Source organism: Lentimicrobiaceae bacterium, assembly GCA_020636745.1.
GTDB lineage: Bacteria > Bacteroidota > Bacteroidia > Bacteroidales > Lentimicrobiaceae > Lentimicrobium.
The window spans coordinates 92563-113189 of record JACJXH010000007.1; the positions used below are offsets into that span (position 1 = coordinate 92563).

At 40.9% G+C, this 20627-nt stretch carries 8 protein-coding genes; 4 read left to right on the forward strand and 4 right to left on the reverse strand.

What is annotated here, in order from left to right; all coding sequences use genetic code 11:
* The first annotated feature begins 16 nt into the window (after nt 1-16).
* Both H6541_11450 and H6541_11455 read left to right on the forward strand, forming a co-directional pair.
* Nucleotides 17-3157: a right-handed parallel beta-helix repeat-containing protein gene (locus H6541_11450; GenBank protein MCB9016403.1), complete on the forward strand. Its 3141-nt coding sequence runs from the start codon at nt 17-19 to the stop codon at nt 3155-3157.
* 825 nt (nt 3158-3982) lie between these two features.
* The gene (locus H6541_11455) at nt 3983-11986 is read left to right on the forward strand and encodes a carboxypeptidase regulatory-like domain-containing protein (protein ID MCB9016404.1); all 8004 of its coding nucleotides are present in this window, start codon (nt 3983-3985) and stop codon (nt 11984-11986) included.
* Between the two features lie 77 nt (nt 11987-12063).
* Here the strand turns inward: H6541_11455 and H6541_11460 are convergent, their stop codons facing one another.
* Together H6541_11460 and H6541_11465 are read right to left on the reverse strand one after the other, a co-directional pair.
* Nucleotides 12064-12693 (reverse strand): EcsC family protein, encoded by a 630-nt coding sequence (locus H6541_11460; protein ID MCB9016405.1) that lies wholly within the window; start codon nt 12691-12693, stop codon nt 12064-12066.
* Nucleotides 12694-12866: 173 nt separating this feature from the next.
* Entirely contained in the window at nt 12867-14156 is a 1290-nt protein-coding gene (locus H6541_11465) for an MFS transporter (protein ID MCB9016406.1), read from the reverse strand.
* Nucleotides 14157-15073: 917 nt separating this feature from the next.
* Here H6541_11465 and H6541_11470 point away from each other — a divergent pair.
* Complete coding sequence (locus H6541_11470) at nt 15074-16456, forward strand: BamA/TamA family outer membrane protein (GenBank protein MCB9016407.1); 1383 nt, start codon at nt 15074-15076, stop codon at nt 16454-16456.
* Between the two features lie 255 nt (nt 16457-16711).
* A complete protein-coding gene (locus H6541_11475; GenBank protein ID MCB9016408.1) occupies nt 16712-17401 on the forward strand; it encodes a DUF2202 domain-containing protein in 690 nt (229 codons plus the stop codon).
* A 39-nt stretch (nt 17402-17440) separates the two neighbouring features.
* Here the strand turns inward: H6541_11475 and H6541_11480 are convergent, their stop codons facing one another.
* On the reverse strand, nt 17441-19846 hold the full coding sequence (locus H6541_11480) for an agmatine deiminase family protein (protein ID MCB9016409.1): 2406 nt from the start codon (nt 19844-19846) through the stop codon (nt 17441-17443).
* Between the two features lie 241 nt (nt 19847-20087).
* Nucleotides 20088-20615: a dihydrofolate reductase gene (locus tag H6541_11485; protein ID MCB9016410.1), complete on the reverse strand. Its 528-nt coding sequence runs from the start codon at nt 20613-20615 to the stop codon at nt 20088-20090.
* Nucleotides 20616-20627: the final 12 nt, after the last annotated feature.

A 20627-nucleotide genomic window follows, 5' to 3' on the forward strand; every position in this document is an offset into this window, starting at 1 on the left:
ATGAAAATATTTCAAAGTGATTAAAAACAGAATGGTAAAGTTTATAAGCAGTTTTTTTTCAGTAATCCTAACGACTTTTGTTATCGGGCTGCCGCAGGCGAAAGCCCAGGTAATTGTGGGGGGCGTACTGGAAGAAAATACTGTTTATCATGCTGAGCTGAATCCATACATTGTTACAGAATCGGTTGAAATACCTGAAGGTCTCACGTTGACTATTGAGCCCGGGGTGCAGATTTTATTTATGGTAAGAACTTCTATTGTTGTAAATGGTGGAGTTCTGAAAGCCAGTGGAACACAGGAATATCCTATTCAGTTTGCCAGCAGAACCAGCAATGAAAAATGGAATGGTCTGAACTTTAAGGGTTCAAGAGCGCTATTCGACGATGAAGGAAATTATGAAGGTGGCAACATTGTTAAATTTGCATCCATTCAACAATCTACTTCAGCTTTTGTCCTTTCCGATTCGGCCAGCGTACTGATTGATAGTACTTCAATTTTTAATTGCGAATATGGGATTACCATGCAATCAGGTTCCTCTATGTATTTTAAAAATTCCAGTATTGAACAATGCAGTTTTGGTGTTTCTATTAAAAATTCAGCAAACAATGTCATTCGCAATTGCACTATAAATCAATGTGATATTGGCATCTTCTTTCCATCCAATAACCAAAGCAAGTATAACCGTATATTTAACAATGTGATTACCAACAATACCATTATTGGAATCTTTTTTAGTATCGGGCAAAGTAGCATGCAGTTTAACAGGGTTTATGGAAATACGCTCAATAACAACGATATTGGATTGTATATTGGTAATGGAGGTTTAAACGATCAGGGGCTTAATAGTTTTTATAATAACATAATCAAATTTAATAATATAGGTGTTAAACTCTCTCAAAATAGCGACACATTAAAAGCCAATACTATTGAGTCGAACGCGACAGGTGTGCTTTTGGTTAAAGCAAGTAATAATTATATTCATAGCAATTCAATAGTCAATAGTTCTGAAACCGGTATTTTGCTTACCGACGGTTCAAGCAATAATTTAATCTCCGAAAACAGATTATGTATTAACAATCAGGGTGTAAAGGTGACTAAAAAAGATATGAATCTCTCTGTCAACAATCTGTTTACATACAATCTGATAGGCAGGAGTGTGCATGAGGCGTTTTTATTTGAATCCGGTCCCCAATTACCCCTGAAGTTTAATTCGTTTTATGGGTCAAATGACGAAAATGTTTTTGTAAATCATAACTCCACTGATATTCTGGCTACCGAAAACTGGTTTGGAACGACAGATACTTTGTTGATTGACAGGATGATATATGATCATTACGACAGTGCCATTTATGGGAAAGTGATTTATAAGCCTTTCCTAAATTATCCCGATCCGCTTAGCCCTGTTTCGATGCCATCAGTGGTTATTAAGCGCTTGGTTAACAATGTGGTAAGGGTTGAATGGAATAAGAATCCTGAAACAGATTTAGCTGGTTATAAAGTATATTATGGCGGTGGTTCGGAAAATAATTTCCAGCATATGATTGATGTTGGAATTGATACACTGGTTGTAATTCCTGATGTGCTATTAGCTGATACCATTGCTGTTTCTGCTTATGATAATGATGCTGACGGTTTTGCCGATTTATTGGAAGGCCATGAGAGTACTGTGAATTATGCTGTGGCTGGGCCATGGGCTGGTAACGATACATTGATCTGTTATGGAGAAGAGTATTTGACTACTTCAGCCACCACTTTATACCATGAAAACCTCTTTTGGAGTTCGTCAGGTGACGGAACATTTACTGATTTAACAGAATTAAGTACCCGATATATACCTGGTGAAGATGATTTAAGCGTTGGCTCTGTAAAACTCACGCTGAAGCAACAGGTTGAAAATATGGAGATTACTGACGAATTGTTACTTCAAATCCATTATCTTCCATTTGTAAATGCGGGTGCCGATACTGTTATTTTCGAGCATGGAGCTTACAACACAACTTCTGCCGAAGCCGGTAATTTTGAATATGTTAACTGGTCTTCTATGGGTGATGGCGTGTTTGAGGACTCTTTGTCACTTCATACTTCTTATTTTCCGGGAGAGTCGGATATTCATCAGGGGTATGTCAACCTTATACTCCGGCTAAATTCATATTGCGGTGATCTGAGCGATACAATCACCATTTCCATTGTTCCTACATTTCGTATTTCAGGGCGCGTTTATCATGATGATACTCCTGTTAATGCCAGTGTTGTTGTTGCAGTGAATACTGATAATGAAAACCCAAGAGCGATTTCAACTGCCACTACAGATACTGAAGGTTTATTCGAATTTATGGATTTACCGGCAGGAGGTTATTATTTGTACGCTGTTATCAACCCTGAGTCAACGACCCAATGGATGCCCTGTTATTACGCTTCATGCTGTTTTTGGCAGGATGCATACATGTTGCCGTTAAATGCCGATGTTTATGATGTGGATATCAGACTGATACCCATGAACACAACGCTTCCCGCAGGTGAGGGTGTGATTAGCGGTTCTTTCTTTTATATGGAAAGGTCGCAAGATAAGGATAGTGTGTATAATACCCCCTGGTTCAAGTCAGGCAATGGTCCTTCATTTGCAGTTGCTGATAATCCTGCGCCCAATCATACTGTCATGCTCATGAACTCAGAGCAAAACAGGATATTTGACTGGGCCCTTACCGATGCCGACGGGGCATTTTCTTTTAACAACCTGCCTTTCGGTAGCTACAGATTATGGGGAGAGAAAGCGGGCTTCTCAAATGCATCATCACCGGTGATTACTTTAACCCCGCAAAATAGCCAGGTGGATGGAGTACGTTTAAATATTCTTCCAAAAAGAATAGAAATATCTGTTCCACAGGTATTTGCATATAGTAAAGAGGCAGTTGTTTATCCTAACCCCGCCAATGACAGAATCTGGATTAACAATGAAGTTATGAACAGCGTTAATCACTTGGAATTCACATTGAGTGATGCCCTTGGGCAGATTGTTTTGCTCCATTCGATCGATGTCTTATCAGGCGAAGGCTATAGCGGAATTGATATTCAAAATTTAATGCCGGGGGTATACGTGTTTCGGATTTCTGCCGATAATGGATATTCCTACTCATCAAAACTCGTCATTACCCGCTAATTGTTAAAAAGTTCCGTTGCTGCCAATATTTTTGCATTGTCATTGATGTAGTTGGTGTTTTTGAAATATTCATTTTTTAGTTTTTAATTTAGTTCTTGATTTATTGGAGTTCAGCCATTCCGGGTGGTTGGGGTAATCTGTCTTTTGGATTTGGGTTCTTTAATGATATAATGGATTTGCTAAACTAAAATATTTTATATTTGCTTATAGAATGGAGGGCCGGCTGATATGAAAGTCAGGGTCTCCTGTTTAATTGGATTGGCATACAGATAAATACCGAAAAAAAAGGAATAAAAAAAGTAAATCTGAATAAGGGTAAAATGCCTTTCGATTGTCTTAGTGTTATAGCTTAAAACTAAAGTCGCTCAATCTAACTTTTCTTTCTCTCCTAAATAGATTTTGCTTTATTTCGACTGCGTTTATATTCTCTGAAACTACTATTTTTTCTCCTGCTGCTATATTGTCTGAACATGTCAGGTTCAGGTTTTTGCTTCTCAAATGCGTTTTTCAAATTTGTTAAGATTGCTTTGAAAAGGAATCGGACACTAACTTATAACCTGTTTGACAGATGACGCAAGTTGTCTGTCCGGGGTTTATAAGTTTTATAACAGTTCTTTAAGCAGATTAGTAGCACTCACATTCGCAATAAATTGACTCTCTCTTTGCGAATTTTCCCTCTGTAAAATTTGGTTAGCTTTTTTAGTTTTTGATAATTTAGAAAGGAGGTTAAGGGCAAATAGTTGAAATAATGGGTAACGACTGCTTCTGCAGCTGATTATAAGTATTTTGTGGATAACCTTTTAATACTAACTAAACACAAACATGATGAAAAAGAAAACGATTACTATGCGATGGCTTGGCGCCATTCTGGTGGGAGTTATGCTCACATCCGGAATTGGCCTTTCAGCTTTTGCGCAAAGCAAAGTCAGGAGAGCCCCTGCCGATCCTGCAACATTTGAGAAGATTCCGGCCAACAGGCTCAACGCCGGAACATTTACCGTAAACCGGGCAACCGGTGAAGCTGTTGATATTAGTGTAACAGTAGATTTTTTCTATGGTGAAGCATCCTGGAATATATGGAGCTATGATGCTGTAGCATACGTTTATCCATCTGACCAAACATTTTCGGCTTCATATCAGACTGTGAACGTAACCGAATATCTATCCCCCGGAGATTACTCAATTGATGTTTGGGACGGTTTTGGTGACGGCGGAATTTCGGGTATAGTCAAACAAGGAACTACAACACTGGTACAATGGTTTGATGATGATTATTTATTCTATGGTTACTTTGATTTTACCGTTGTGGCTACTGTTCCCCGTCTTGAAATTACGCCTCTGGTGCTGGATTTGGGTCAACGCCCAATTGACGCCTGGAGAAAACCCGGTGTTTTTACCCTTACCAATACAGGTACAGGCTCTGTAACAGTGAATGCCAGCGAGCTGGATGCTCCGGCTTTCTTTGCATTAAATAATCCTACGCTTCCAACTACCCTGGAAGAAGGTGAATCGGTAGAGGTTTATGTTTACACTCCCGGCGATGCAACTCCAGGCCTTCTATCCGGAAGCTATGTGGCACAATGGGGCGCTTCCCGGGCTGTATCTGTAGCCGATTTTGCTGCAGAGGCTTATATCCCTATTCAGGGAAATGTATGGGAGAATCCTTTTATATACGCAAATGTGAATGCTCCTTACGGCTCGGGAATCAACTCAGCCCTGGGCTTAAACAATGTTTATGAATTGCCTGATGCCTTACCCGCAGATGGCAGAAACTTTGTTTATAAATTTGTTATCCCCAACGACAGATTGTTCTTTCTCGATCCATTAACAACTGCCAATGCCAAATGGGCTTTATATGCTGATGGCTTTGAAGGTGTTGGAGGTCCTGATGTTGACAATTCACTTGTGCATGGAACGGGAGTGATCGCTGGTTATCCTCTTTTTGCAGGTACTTATTATCTGGTTTTCAGCACTACTGGCGTTGATTTCAACGTTTATTTTGATGTATCTGTGGCTATGCCAGCGCCCGATGCTGCCACTTATATTGCACCATCTGATGGGGCCATTAATATAGTCAATGGAATGGAACTTGAATGGGCTTTCGGTGATAATACATTTGAGTATCAGTTAATTCTGGGTACAACATATCCGCCAACAACAATTGTTGTTGATTGGACCAGCGACCTGGCTACTACTTATACTTTGACAAATACACAGCCCAATCTTCAGTATTTCTGGAAAGTAAATACCCGTAATACCAGTGGTACGACCATTAATCCTGAGGTTTGGGGATTTACAACCACCATCACCCCTCCGGCTAATCTTGATGGTAATGCCGAAGTTTATATGGGACAAAATGTTGTGCTGACGTGGGATAGCCCGTTAGATAGGGCATTGCTCGGATACAATGTTTATCGCGACGGTATAAAGATCAATAATGCTATTCTTACTGCTGCAACTTTTACCGATGTGGCTCCGGCTTACAATATGCTTGGTTACGATTATAACGTAACTTCAGTATTTGACGAAGGAGAATCTGCATATTCTAACACTTTTACTGCTCAGGTAACGGGCAAGGGAACTGTTAGCGGTAATGTTAAGGATGCGCTGACTTTGGCCAATTTATCCGGTGCCACTGTTGCATTGGTTGGAGAAGATGAGTTTGGCGTTGATCAAACCATGACTTTAACAACCGATGCAAACGGCAACTACACCGGTATGGTTTGGGCAGGCGTTTATGACATCCGCGTGAGCTTTGATGGTTATATCACTCAGGATTTATTGGATGTAAATGTACCTTATAATGCTACAGTTACCAATAACTTCCTGCTGCTTGAGGTTCCTTATCCTGTCGATTTTGTAATCGCCAGTGAGCTGAACGACAATAGTGTAATGCTTGAATGGGGCTTCGACCTTGAATCATTTGTGCCTCAGCATTATCCGTTTGATACCAAAGGCATGAGTGCATCTCAGATTGAACGTGCATGGAAAGATTTTCTCGGAACCAATGGATACAATGCATCCGGAAACGGAACAAGTAACCGTGCATTGGTTGAATTCCAGGTTTGGCGCGAGAAAGTTTATCTGCCCGGTGCATTCGAACAAATTGGAACAACCTCGCAAACCCAGTTTGTTGATTTTGACTGGGGAATTCAGGATTGGGGTGTATATAAATGGTATATCGTTGCCGTTTATACTGCCAGCCAGTCGGCTCCTGTTGGCTCAAACTCATTAGACAAAGACATGAATACCATGGTTGATGTAACCGTTGCCCTGAATTCAGGCGACAGTCCTGCCGGTACGCTTGTTGAGTTTACAAACACTTCAGAGCCTGAACTTGCTCTTGGTTATTCAACGCTCTTAGGTAGCTCCGGCACTTATCAATGGAGTATGTTCCGCAGAGGAACCTATGATATTATGGTAAGTCTGCCTGGTTATGGAACCATTACCGAAACAAATGTGGATATTTTTGATGAATCTTCATTTGAATGGCTGATGGATGAAATATTGGCAAAACCTACGAATCTTTATGTCACCCCAACAGGTCTTGCAACATGGGAAGGTGGATCAGTAGCTCCATTTGCTCCGGTTCTTGAATCTTTTGATGAGGGAATTCCTGCCGATTGGACACAGGTTACCTATAGTGGTAACGGTTTCTGGGAATTCTGTGATAACTGTGGTGCTGGTTATGAACCAATTAATACTGATGGAAAATTTGCTATTGCAAATAGTGACGGCAATTCATCACTCGTATTTGACGTTGGCTTATTTACAGCTCCATACGATTTAACAGGAGAAACAGCCATATATCTGGACTATGATCGCAATTTCCAGGATTATGCTGGTGATGGTGAAATAAGTGTAAAAGTGTATTCAGGAGGGACCGGAGCCGGTAACTTTGAAGAACAATTAGACTGGGCAACCACCGATGATCCTGGTGCCGGTGTTCATAAAACATATATGATTGACCCAAGTGGTTATGCAGATCCTTCAAATGTGTATTTTGAATTCTGGTATTCTACAAATGGTAATACCTGGGCTTGGTTTTTTGCCATTGATAATGTATTGGTAACCAATGTTGCTCCAGCTGTACGTTCGTTCCAGGCTTACAAAGTTTTCCATGATGGAGTTCTGGTTGCTGAAGTTACTCAGCCTATGTATCAATATGGTACCAATGGTGAAGCGCTCGTGGACGGAGAAACTTATCTGGCTGAAGTTGCTGCAGTATTCAGTACCGGACAGTCAGACAGGGCCAGCTACACCTGGACATACATTGCATGCGATAACTATCCGACTCCTGGTAGTTTTGCTGCTGTTCAGTTAGAGGGAACTATTGATGTGTCTCTGACCTGGACAACTCCAACAATTCCGCCGGCTGACGATCAGATAGCATTTGCCCGCATTTACCGTGATGGTGAAGTATTGGCAGAAGTTACCGATGGCTCATATCTGGACGAATCATTAGACTTTGGTACTTATACCTATTGCATCACCTTTGTTTATGAAAGTGGTGCCGAAACCTGCCCTGCTACCATTTGTCAAACAGTGGAAGTAACAGGTGCCGGTACTGTAAACGGTAACGTAAAAGCCGCTGCATATCTTGGTGGCGCCAACATTGAAGGTGCTGAAGTCAAGTTGACTAACACAGATGACAACAGCATTGTGTTTACCTTTACTACCAATGCAGCCGGTAATTATAGCGGTGAAGTTTTGGCTGGAACATATGATTATTTGGTAAGTGCCAGCGGTTATACTTCTGCTACATTATCTGATGTATTTGTGGCTGAAACAGCTACTGTTACCAATAACTTCGTCTTGATGGAGTATCCTTTCCCGGTAAGCAATGTTGTGGCTGTTGATCAGCAGTCAAGCGCATTAATTTACTGGAATTCACCAGGAACAACATCGGGTGGCAGCAATACTGTTTATGAAGAGTTTGACAATGGTATGCCATCCATGCTGGTAACAGATACTCCTGCAGCCAGCTGGACAGTAGCCAATGACCTGCTGAACCTGAATACAACAGGTGCTGGCGTGTGGCGTTCAGCTTATTACAATTCGGAGTTTACCGATTTTGTGTATGAGGTTGAAATGCAACGTACTGTTGGATCTACTACCGGTTCTATGGGTATTTATGTCAGAGGAAACGGCTTTATGAATCCGATTGCAGGTAATGGTGGCTATGCTAATGTATTTACCATTACTCAGGGCGGTTCATACTGGTATGCAACCATGCTCAATGGTGACCTTATGGGTGACTGGACAGGATGGTTAACCTCAACTGCTATCAATACCGGTGGGCCAAATGTAATATCTGCTGTTGCGTCAGGATCAACCATTCAGTTTATGGTCAATGGTATTCTGGTGCATACTGTAACCAATACTACTCTTACAGGTGGCTATTGTGGCGTATTTGCCCATGAGGGCACTGCTGCTGCAACTACTGTTTGGGATTATATGATGATTGAACCGGGGGCAGTTGTGCGCAACTATGCTACCAACAATGTATCACATGAAACCAAAGGTAACCTGCAGGAAGTGTTTTTAACTTATGAAAATAATGTTGAACCGAAAGGTCTTGAAGTTCATACTCCTAAAACCGGCAGTAGCCGCGAATTAACCGGATATAATGTTTGGCGTACCTCTTGCGATGGGTCAGCCGGACTTACATTCTTAGGGTATACACTGGATACCACTTTTGTTGATAATCAGTTTGGAAATCTTGACGCCGGAGTTTACAAATGGGCAGTCGAAGCTGTTTATACCAACAATACAGCTGAGCCTCAATTCTCCAATTGTCTGGATAAAGATATGGTTACAACTGTAAGCGTATCCGTTATTACCAACAGCCTTGACAGTCCTGAAGAAACAGACGTAATGTTTACCAATACTTCAGAGCCTGATCTTGAATTGGTATATGAAACTACTCTTGATGCTTCAGGTGTTTATACCTGGGATGAATTCCGCAAGGGAACCTATGATATCTATGTTGAGAAGAATGGTTTCGCTCCTATCTCCATTACTGGTTATGTAATTGATGGACCTGAAGTTTTTGAATGGGTTCTCGAAGAATTACTGCTGCCGGTAGCCGATTTGTATGTAACCCCAACAGGTTATGCTACATGGAGAAATGGTGGCATCATTCCTTTCGAGCCATTTATGGAAGATTTCAATAATGGTTTACCAGAGTCATGGACCATCGTTGATGGAGGATCTAATAGTTTTACCTGGGGACTTACCACAAGTTACAATGGTAACAGTATTGACGGTACACCGTTTATGTTTGCCAATTCTGATGCAGCTGGTTCAGGTTCAACCATGGACGAGCAGCTGATTTCTCCTGTTATCAATGCTGAGAACGCTGATGAACTCTATCTGATGTTTGATTACGTATATCAATATATTGGAAATGAGCATTTCTCGGTAGATGTTTATGATGGAGCCGACTGGGTGGAAGTATTCTACACTGCAGCTGATTCTGGTCCGTTCCCATGGGGACCAACCGTTAGTGAATCAATTGACGTTACTGAATATGCCAACCCAATGTTCCAGGTACGTTTCAATTATGTTTCAAACGGATGGAACTGGTATGTAGCTGTTGATAATGTGGTGGTTACAGACAACATGGATCGCTACGCCAACCGTGAGTTACAATACTACAAAGTATGGCTCGATGGTGTTTTTGCAACCGATACTGAAAATACTTTCTATCAGTACGACACCCAGAATCTTATTCCTGGTCAGGAATATCTGGCTGAGGTGGCAGCTATGTACACTACCGGAATGTCAGCAAAAATGCAGTATGTATGGACTTATCTTCCATGCGATAGCTTCCCTGGTCCAGTAGTATTTAACGGCGAAGTTATTGACGAAACCGACGTGTTGCTTACATGGTCTGACGTAGTTCCTCTGGAACTTATTCAGATAACCCAGAATCCGGGTGCACCTGCTAACGGTTATTACCAGAACTATGGTTATGGATATGGTGTAGCTTATGACCTGAGTGCTTATCCTGATGCATTGGTTAACAGTCTTGACTTCCACCATGCTTCGTGGGGAGTTACCGGGACATGGAATTACAAAATCCATATCTACAACTGGGATACCAAAACTCTGATCGGAACTTACGGTCCATTCCAGACTACCGGCAACGATATCTGGGAAATGGGCGTCGAGTTAGGCGATATTTCGACTGGTGGTGCAAGTACTGTAGCCCTTTTGATGGAGCCGTTGAGCAACTCTGCTACTGATGCTTATCCTGATCTTTCATCAGACAATGAAGCCAATCCTCAGGGTTCTATCTATGGACCGCTGTCAGATGTAAATGCCATTGGATCTTCAACCATTGGAAACTTCCTGATGAATATGTATATCTACACGGCTTATGGCGCTGTTCAGGCTACTCCGGTTAATTTTGACCTGGTTAAGGCACCTGCTGCACAATCGCGATTGGCTAATACCAACAATGTGGAAATACCTGTGATTCATCAGTCAGTGAACAAAACCAGCCGTATTGACGACCCGTTTATGGGAGCCAATATCTATCGTGATGGTATGATGATTGCTGAAATGGTAGCTGATACATTCTATCTTGATATGGATGTTGATCCCGGTACATACAACTATTGCATTACTTATGTTTACGAAAGTGGTGCTGAGTCATGTGCCGATGCTAATTGTATTGAAATTTCACTTACCGAAGACTGCGTTGCACCGGTTAATCTGGTTGCAGAACTGGTAGATGGAACCAATGAGGTTAGTCTGATGTGGAATCAGGTTCAGGCTCAGGAATTCAGGTATGATGATGGCGTTGCAACAGGTCAGCTTGGAAGTTCAACAGGTACAATCAATACTGTTTTGGGTGCAAAACATAATGAAAGTGCTGAATTGACAGAGATGAGCTGGTATCTGACCAATGAAGGAGGCCCGCACACAACCGTGCAGATTTACGTATTTGGCCTTACAACTGCCGGATTGCCTGATGGTAACAATGTGCTTTATACAGCCTCTGTTTCTAATACTGACGATACCTGGAACACGCATACCTTCCCTGCTGCAATTATGGCAGAAGGTGGATTCTTTATCGGAGTCGGTGCTAATGGTTTTGTTGCCCTTGGTACTGATGATGGTGTTGGAGCTCCATATGTATTCCAGAATAATACCCATTATTTTGTTGGCGACTACACAGCTGGCGGATGGGAAACATGGGAAACCTATAACTTTACATTAAATGGTTTGATTAGAGCCATGGGCGTTCCGGGTGCTACTGCATCTTATGCTGTAAATACCAATACAACTACCGCTTCTAATAGTGACTTTGTATACGCTGCTTCCTCGCAGCCTGTAATTACAGGTGAACCAAAGTGGGAAACAAGCGCACAAAGTGCTGATAGAGAGTTTGTAGGGTATAATATCTACAGAGAAGGCGCACTTTTAGAAGAGCTATGGCCTGAAACAACCTATACTTATGTAGAGGTTACTCCTGGTAACACATGTTATACCGTAACTGCAGTTTACAGCTTGTGCGGTGAGTCTGAGCCTTCAAATGAAGCATGTGTTGATGTTCCTGTTGGTATTGATAATCCTGACATGAATAGTGTTATGGTATATCCAAATCCATCAAACAGCATAGTAAATCTCAAATTAACTCAAAACATCAGCCAGGTAGTTGTTTACAATTATGTTGGACAGGTTGTTTTTGAGCAGAATATTACCAAAGCACAGATTATTGGCTTGAATGTTAGTCAATATGAGTCTGGCGCCTATCTGGTTAAATTTGTAACCCGTTCAGGCGAAAGCTTTGTTAAGAAAGTTGTCGTAACCAAATAATCGTTCAATCGATGTAATTGAAAAGGGCCTCCGTGCGGAGGCCCTTTTTCATAAAATAATAACTCTGTAGGCATTCATTATTCTTCTGTAATAAATGTATTTCTGGCAATATTGCCTATCAGATTGGTCGTAAAAACATCAAAAGTTCCACCTATTAAACCACCAACAAGCGGCACGGCCTTGCCAATATTAATGGTGCCGCGCCCACTGGTTTTGGTTAACAATTGAATCCCGATTTTCTGATTAATGGCCATAATGGTTTTTTCGGAAATCTGCCCGATAATACTGGCGGTGATTCGTGACCCTGCTCTGATTCCTATTTCCTGAAGGATATCTTTGGCCATATTTCCTGCAAGGCATATATAGATCAGCGATTTTACCCTGTCGTCGCGTATATCGTAGCCGCCCATAAAAGCAATGGCTGCCACCATTCTGACCTGAAAATAAAGAACACTCACAAGATTTGCAGGGATTGAAACAGGTAGTGTTGCAAAGCCCCCCACTCCGGTAATAAAACCGCTGGAGCCAGCTTTGGTGTTTTGCCATCTGATGAGTGCGTTCACCCTTTCGGTGAGTGTGCCTTTTTGTTGCAGGTAGCTTTTTGCCAGATCTTCAGCTGTGTCCATTCCCGGAAGCCCCAATACTGCTTTTTCAAAAGCATAATCAAGGGCCTGCAAAACAATGGAATGGTTGGGTTTTGTTGTCATTTCACAACTTGACTGGTTGGTTTTATGTTATGGCTGTGTGTAAAGTAGTATGTGCTTTAAAAAGAAGCATTTGTTGTGATTCATCATGTAAACATAACAAGCTGTTTCGGCTTGGTGGCCTTCATCATTAAACAAAGAAACAAATATTGGGTTGTTGCCCGGGCAATAATAAATCAATAATTGGTATTGATTTGTTTCTTAGCAACACCTGTGCGTTCAATTTTCAATGTCATCAGTAAGAATACAATTCCGATAATAAAAAATATTCCGATAGCCAGCACCGAAAATCTCATGCTTCCTGTAAGTGCTTCAATCATGCCAAAACTGAAAGTTCCGGCAACAGTTGCGAGTTTTTCCATTACATCGTAAAAGCTGAAAAAACTGGTATGGTCTGTGGTTGATTCGGGGAGCATTTTGCTGTATGTTGAGCGGGCCAAAGCCTGTGAACCACCCATTACCAGCCCAATGAAAAATGCAGCAATCATAAACTGGGTGGAGTCAGAGATGTAATAGGCTCCGACACAAACAAAAATCCACATAAATACAGAAATCAATAAAGCCTGCAGATTGCCGATTTTGCCTGAAAGGCGCGAAAACATCCATGCGCCTCCCATTCCCACCAGTTGTATTATAAGAATGGTAGGAATCAGGATATCTTCTTTAAGTCCAATCTCCTTTTCGCCATATGTGGCTGCCATGAACATGGTTGTCAGAAGGCCCATCATCATGAAAAAGAAACCGATTAAATATAGACTGAGCCTTGCTGATTGTCTGACCTGATCAAAAACTTTGGCCAGTTCTCTGTAGCCTTCAAAGAAGATACTTTTATCCTTATCTTTTTGTCTTTTACGATGAGTATACCTGGGGAGACGCCTGAATGTAATTTGTGAAAAGCCAATCCACCACAAAAAAACCGTCAGAAATGAAATACGGGCAGGCAAAAACGGATCAGCAATGCCAAACCATGCTGGTTTCATTATCATCACTAAATTGAAAATCAATAGGACCACTCCGCCCAGATACCCCATTGAATATCCTCTGGCACTGACTTTATCCTGTTCCTCAGGAGGGCATATAACTGGTAGAAATGAGTTATAATAAACAATACTGCCGCCATAGCCGATAGTTCCCAGTGCAAATGCGATGATTCCAAATTCAATATTATGCTCATTAAAAAAGAATAATGCGCCACATGACAAAGCACCTATCCAGGTAAAGAATTGCATAAATGACTTCCGGCGGCCAGTGTAATCGGCCAGCGATGATAACAATGGGGTAACAATAGCAACAATCAGGTAAGCGGCTGCAATTGCCCATGAATATAAAACGGTATTGATAACTTCTTTGCCAAAGAAACTGACCATAAAATTATCAGGGCCGGTTCGGGTTACCTGATTGTAATAGATAGGAAATATGGTTGAGGCAATTGTAAGCTGATAAACAGAGTTGGCCCAGTCATACATAACCCAACCTCTGATTACCTTTGGGTCATTCTTTTTAATGGGTTTATTTCTATAGGCTTTTTTCAAAACAGGTTTTTGTTAAGTGCGCTAATGTAGAAAAATTATTGTTTGTTCTTTATGAATGAGAGGTCAAAACCATAGAGGATGCATGGTTTTTTATAACGAAACATGGTCGTTGTTTTCTTTACTTCCTTGAGCAGTCTGGTTTGTAAAATTATTTGATAATTGACTGGCGATTTTTTTTATTGCCTGACCGAATTACATTTTATGAATTTTGAGATAAACATCATGTAATCAAATTTTTAAGTTTTGGCGTTTTTGCTTTGATTCATCTCTTTACATTCTGGTAAATAATTTTTTTGAGATGTAAATGATGTTGGAAAAGCTAATAATTTTGCCAGCTCTAACTATTTCTACTAGTAACTTTCTAACAATTGCTGTGCTGATGATTTTTTTTTCTTCAATGATTTTGAATTTTGCGCTTTATCTGATGTTGGTTGTGATGTTGGCATTATTTACTCCGCAAAAAAAGATAAGCAGGTTAAGGCTGTTTTTTTATAGTCTTGTTTTTACGCCGGTCATTGGTTTTATTGCTTACAGGCGCTCGCTTCCTTCTTATGTTATTCATCTCAAGCGCTTTTATTGCAAGCGTTGCAAGGTTTATTTTACCGAGCCGCTGCATGAATGTCCGCTTTGTACCAAGGATGGGGTAGTTTCCAGGTTAGTGACCGTTGACATGGAAAGTGTTTGAAAGATGGTGCTGACTCTTAAATTAGCCTGATTTTTTCTCTTCCTGTTTTTAAAATTGTGTCGTGCCGCAGGCAAATGTCTGCCTTGTGGTGTGCGATTATATTTTTTAACTGGTTGATTTGATTTCGTTTTCATTTAGTATCTTCGGCCATCCATAATCACTATTTATGAAACACAAGGCGAGTTATTTTCGTGCTGTTTTGATGGCCACCGTAGTTTTAATCTCAAACCAGTTTAACCTTGTTTATAGTCAGGCTGATTCTACCAGTGAGAAACGTACTCAGGTAGCTGAAAAAGTGAAAACAGGGCTTAATTTTGGTGCTCTCCCTGCCGTAGCGTTTGATTCTGATCTTGGATTTCAATATGGATTATTGGGGAATCTTTTTCAATATGGAGATGGAACAACCTATCCAGACTATCGTTGGTCGCTTTACGGTGAATGGTCTCGAACGACGAAAGGCAGTGGAATAAATCAGTTGTTCTTCGATTCAAAATACCTGCTGCCTCATCAGATTCGGATAACTGCCGACTTTAGTTTTCTGACCGAAAGGGCTTTGGATTTTTACGGTTTTAATGGTTTTGAATCGGTTTATAATTCTTCGTTTGAAGATGACAATGCAGATGGATATATCTCACGTGTTTACTACAGGCATGAGCGCAAATTAGCCAGAATAACCTTTGATTTTCAGGGAAAAATTAATCAATTGCCCCTACGGTGGCTGGCTGGATATGGTTATTTTAATGTTAAAATTGGTTCAGTTGATATTGACAGATTAAATAAAGGGCTTGATGAAGCTGATAAATTACCTGCTGTGGATGGCCTTTATGATAAATATGTGAATTGGGGAATTATTCCTCAAAATGAAGCGGTTGGAGGTGTATATCACTTTCTGAAACTTGGACTTGTTTATGACACCCGCGACAATGAAGCAAACCCAAACAATGGCATGTGGTCTGAAGTTGTGCTTATGGCCGCACCGGGTTTTTCAGGAAAATCAGAAAAAGCTTTTTCAAAATTGGCAATTACACACCGGCAATATTTCCCTCTGAAAAAAGAAGTACTCACCCTGGCTTACCGACTTGGCTGGCAAGCTACTATTGGCGGGCATACACCATTCTATATGCAGCCATATATGGTTAACACCTTTACGCGTACTACTAAAAATGATGGATTGGGAGGTGCGCGCTCTTTACGTGGTATCTTAAGAAACAGAATTGTGGGTGATGCCTTTACTTATGGGAATTTTGAACTGCGATGGAAATTCAGGAAATTTTATCGATGGAAACAGAATTTTTACTATTCACTCAACTTGTTTAGCGATATGGGAACCATTACCCGTTCTGCATATGTTGACAAAAGTTTGATTCCTGAAAGTGAGACTTTTAGCAATTATTTTACGCAGGATAGTCCCGGGTTTCACGTTTCATATGGAGCAGGCTTAAGATTAGCCATGAATCAGAATTTTATTCTTGCAGTAGATTACGGACTTGCCGCAGATAAACGCGATGGTGATAGCGGATTGTATATCAATCTTGGTTTTCTGTTTTAAGGACAAGGCTTATTAGATCTAAAATCTTGTTTTACTCTTTCCTTATTTGCCCCAAAGTTAACATCCGGGCCGTATCAACTTTTTTAAGTTGCACATTAATAGCTGGTTACATCTTAGCTTAAATTTTATAATATAATCTTAAAATTCTATAAGACGAACATCCCCCTTCAGGTGTCATAAGTATTATAAATATTGACAGGATGGAGATGCTAATGCCATTTAAATCAATAATTGTCGAACTTAAAACCATAAACCATGAAAAAATCAAGATTAAGTGCAATTGTGATTATCATGATTGTTTCTGTGGCTACTTTTCTGATAAGTTGCACAGGTAAGGATGATGACTTGGCTGATGCCAGAGAGCTTCAACAAAAATCTGAAGCTGCTGTTACTGACGTCGCATGCTGCTTTTCAGCCGATACATTACCTGTAGAGACATTGAGTCAGACAGAAATCGATGCGCTTTTGTTAATGCGCGAAGAAGAATTAATGGCCCGCGATGTATATGTTTACTTAAGCGGTCTTTATTCCACGCCTGTATTTGCAAATATCTCTCTGAGTGAGCAACAGCATGCATCGGCCATAGCAGCTTTATTGGTAAAATATGGATTGGATGATATTGCAGCAGATCATCAGGCCGGAGTTTTTGTGAATCAGGAGCTGCAGGAATTGTATAACTCATTGATTGCAATGGGAGAGGAGTCTATTACCGGAGCTTTTACTGCAGGAGCTACCATTGAAGATATGGATATCTTTGATTTGATGCAGTTGTCAGAACAGGTTGATAATGCTGACATTCTGTTGGTTTTTGCAAATCTAACCAAGGGCTCTCGCAACCATCTCAGATCGTTTGTGGCTCATTTGCTCAAAGTGGGTGTAAACTACCAACCCCAGTTTATTAGTCAGGATTTGTTTGATGAAATTATCAATAGCCCTCATGAATAGAATAAAAAAAATCCCCGGTTTTAAACCGGGGATTTTTTTTTAAAGTTTGCTTACTTTGAGCGTTTTTTCAAATTCAGTTGATTGAATTTTCAGATAATAGATGCCTTTATGCAAATCATTAAAAGGAAGTGAAATCCTGTTTGAACCTTTGCTCGTTGATGTGTTTTTAACTGGCATTACAATTTTACCATAAGCATCAGAAACAGTTAGTTGAAGTTTCATTGGGACTTCAGCGTTTATTTCCAGATTCAATACGTCCTTTACAGGATTGGGGAATGCGCTTACAGATATTGCGTTTTCTTTAAAATCAGCAACAGCTGTATTTACAGATACTTCAAAAGTGACAGGTATTTCAATTACTGGCTGGTCAGGGTCGTTTGAGAGTATTGAGATGATTCCTTGGTATGAGCCAATGCTTAAATCAGCAGCATCGCATGTAACTGTAATTTCCTGATTCTGGCCTGCTGCAACAGAGCCTTCATAAAGGTCAGTGGTAAGCCAGTTGCCGGTTTCGGTCGGACGTACAAATTTCACTGTAACATTTGTTGCCTGATGTCCGCCATCACCATAAGTATCTTCAATCCACAGTTTCCAGGTTCCCTGCAAAGATTCACCTGCAAAGGCATCGCTGATTACGGTGTAAAAACCGTCGGCCTGGCCGGAGGCAAGCATAAATTTATTGCCAGCTGGTGATTCAGCCCAAATGGATCCTTCAGAAGCGTAATTGTCTGTGTTCCAGTTGTAAGAAACCAGCATTGAGCCAAGTTCTCCTGGTTCAGCAACAGCTATATTGGTCCATCCGGCTTCGGTATAGGTATTATAGTTGTATGAGCTTGCAGCCGGACTATTGGCAACTGTTTTGGTTATGGTATCATTAACCGAAGTTGAAAGTGTAATGGAATAATTTAGTCCAAGCTGACCAGAATTGCTGATGTAAAACGATTGTACATCATTTAGCCCCTGCATGGCTGCGAAAGACATTTGTTGCTGACTGGTTTCTGCCTGTGCAAAATATTGCTCTCCGATGTAAAATTCATGTGGGTCGGGCTTTCCAATAAAGGGGTGGTTCTCACTTCTGCCTGACGCATCAGCAGCATGAATATAGTATTGAACAGTACTGCCATAATCAGGTGAAGGGAGGCTTGCCGTCCAGTTATTGGCAGACGTATTGGTCATGTTGATGGCGGTAAACGGAGTGTAGGGGTTTGGATTTACCCTGTAATATAAAATGACAGAGTCTGCAATTATTGCTGAGCCACTGAAAGCGGTAATTTCGGCTGTAAAATTGTAATTATCAGCTGTTGGTGCGTTTCCCAACAAAGGAATGTGTTTAATGCGAAGCATGCCAGGGTCGGCCATTTCGTGTGTGCGGCAATGTAATGCATCCGTTGATTCCCATGGCGCTGCCGGAAGCTGGGTGATACCGAAAATTTTGTAACCAGGCATAGCCTGACGATAGACTTCCAATGCAGCCTGATCATAAGCCGAGCCTGTTATGGGTACAAATACCTTGTCGTTGAGAATAAATGAGTTTGTGTAAGGCTGGTTGTCAGGTGTGTTGACTCTGTATACTTCGTATGGCGTATTCCATGGAGAAGTTAAAGAGGCAAAATAGGCGGCAGTTGCTTCAATTTCGTCATATTGAGGGTGTGTTGAAGGTACTGATCTGATAAGTACCTTGTTGGTTGCTAGGTATTTTCCCCAGCAGTCAATATGGTCTATATAAGTATTATTGGGGTCTTCCAGTACATGATAATCATTAATGCCAAGATAGTCGTGCATTTTCTGATCAACTTCTGCAGGTGTTTGTGTTGGGTTTTCAGTGTATGCAATGGTGGTTGATGCTGCTTCTCCGTAACTGTTGGTCATATAATTGCCTCCGGTGTGAATTACATTCATGCCAAACCATTCAAGCCCTAATTCTGCGGCTACTTTTTTGGGTACTTCATCATCATTTGGTCGGGGCCGGTTGTATGGGAAGTCAACAATGCCAATTTGATTGTCGCCATAAATAATGTACCAGGGCCCGAAATCGCGGGTCCAGTAACTGTCTGTTTGTGCGTAAATAAAATTGCAATTGTCAAGGTTTACACCCGCCTGTGTATACTGGCTTCTAACATTGGTTTCCTGCGATGCACCTGAAACAAGTGTAGTGACGATGGCATCGCGGGCCATTTCGCGAATCAATGTCATTGGGATGCCAAATGGATAAGCTACAAGTACTCCTTTTGCCCGTTCAAATTCACCTAAACTGGTAATTGTTCCCGTAGGAGGAGCTGTTTCAACAAACGATTTGCCAATTAAATGTTTGTTTAATGCCTCTTCAGCACTCATCTGGTGAGTTAACCGGGGCTTGGGATATTTGTTGTTTTCCTGTGCTGACAGGCTCAGGCTCAATAATACACAGACTAAAATAGTTAGCTGTTTTAGCAGGTTAGTTTTCATAAATAAATTTATATAGAAGTCAGGCAAAGATAAAAATTCCTGAAAATAAGCTTCGCTTAGCTTTAAATTTAATACTCATTGCTGTGGTAAGTAATACGAGTTTATGGAAATCGTGGCTGTTTTCTATTGTTAGGCCTCTAATCTTGTTTTGTTGAGTTCAGCTGAAAGAGCGCTGGATATGCAATAAATGAGAAACAGCAATGTTGCCTTTACAGGTTTTTTCGAAGTCAAGCTGTTTTTTTTATAAAGTATAGTGCAGTTGTGTTAGCCCTGTTTTAAATTGTTTTGCACTTAATAAAGTTAGTTTTTGTTCAGGACGCCCATCTTTAAACAAGCGTATGCCATTCCCGAGTAAAACAGGTATGACTGAAATAATCATTTCGTCAATGAATTGTTCCATTAATAATTCATGGGTGATTTGGGCTCCGCCATCAATGAAAATGTGCTTGCCTTTGTCGCTTTTCAATTGCAGGATGAGATTACGAAGATTACCTGTGTAAAAGCTGATTTTGCCAATTGAAGGGCGTGCCGATCTGGTGATCACAAATGTGGTAAGGTCAATATGCGGAAAAACTGGCACCTGGTTCATAATCCAATCATATGTTTTCCGTCCCAGAATTACGGTGTCGACAGTGTTTAAAAATTCGCCATATCCATAGTCTTCACCTTCCTGTTCTACCATTGATAAGAAGCCAAGATCGTCATTGGGCCCGGCAATATATCCATCCAGACTTACTGCAATATAAAGAATTGTTTTTCTTTCAGACATTTTGAAACTGTG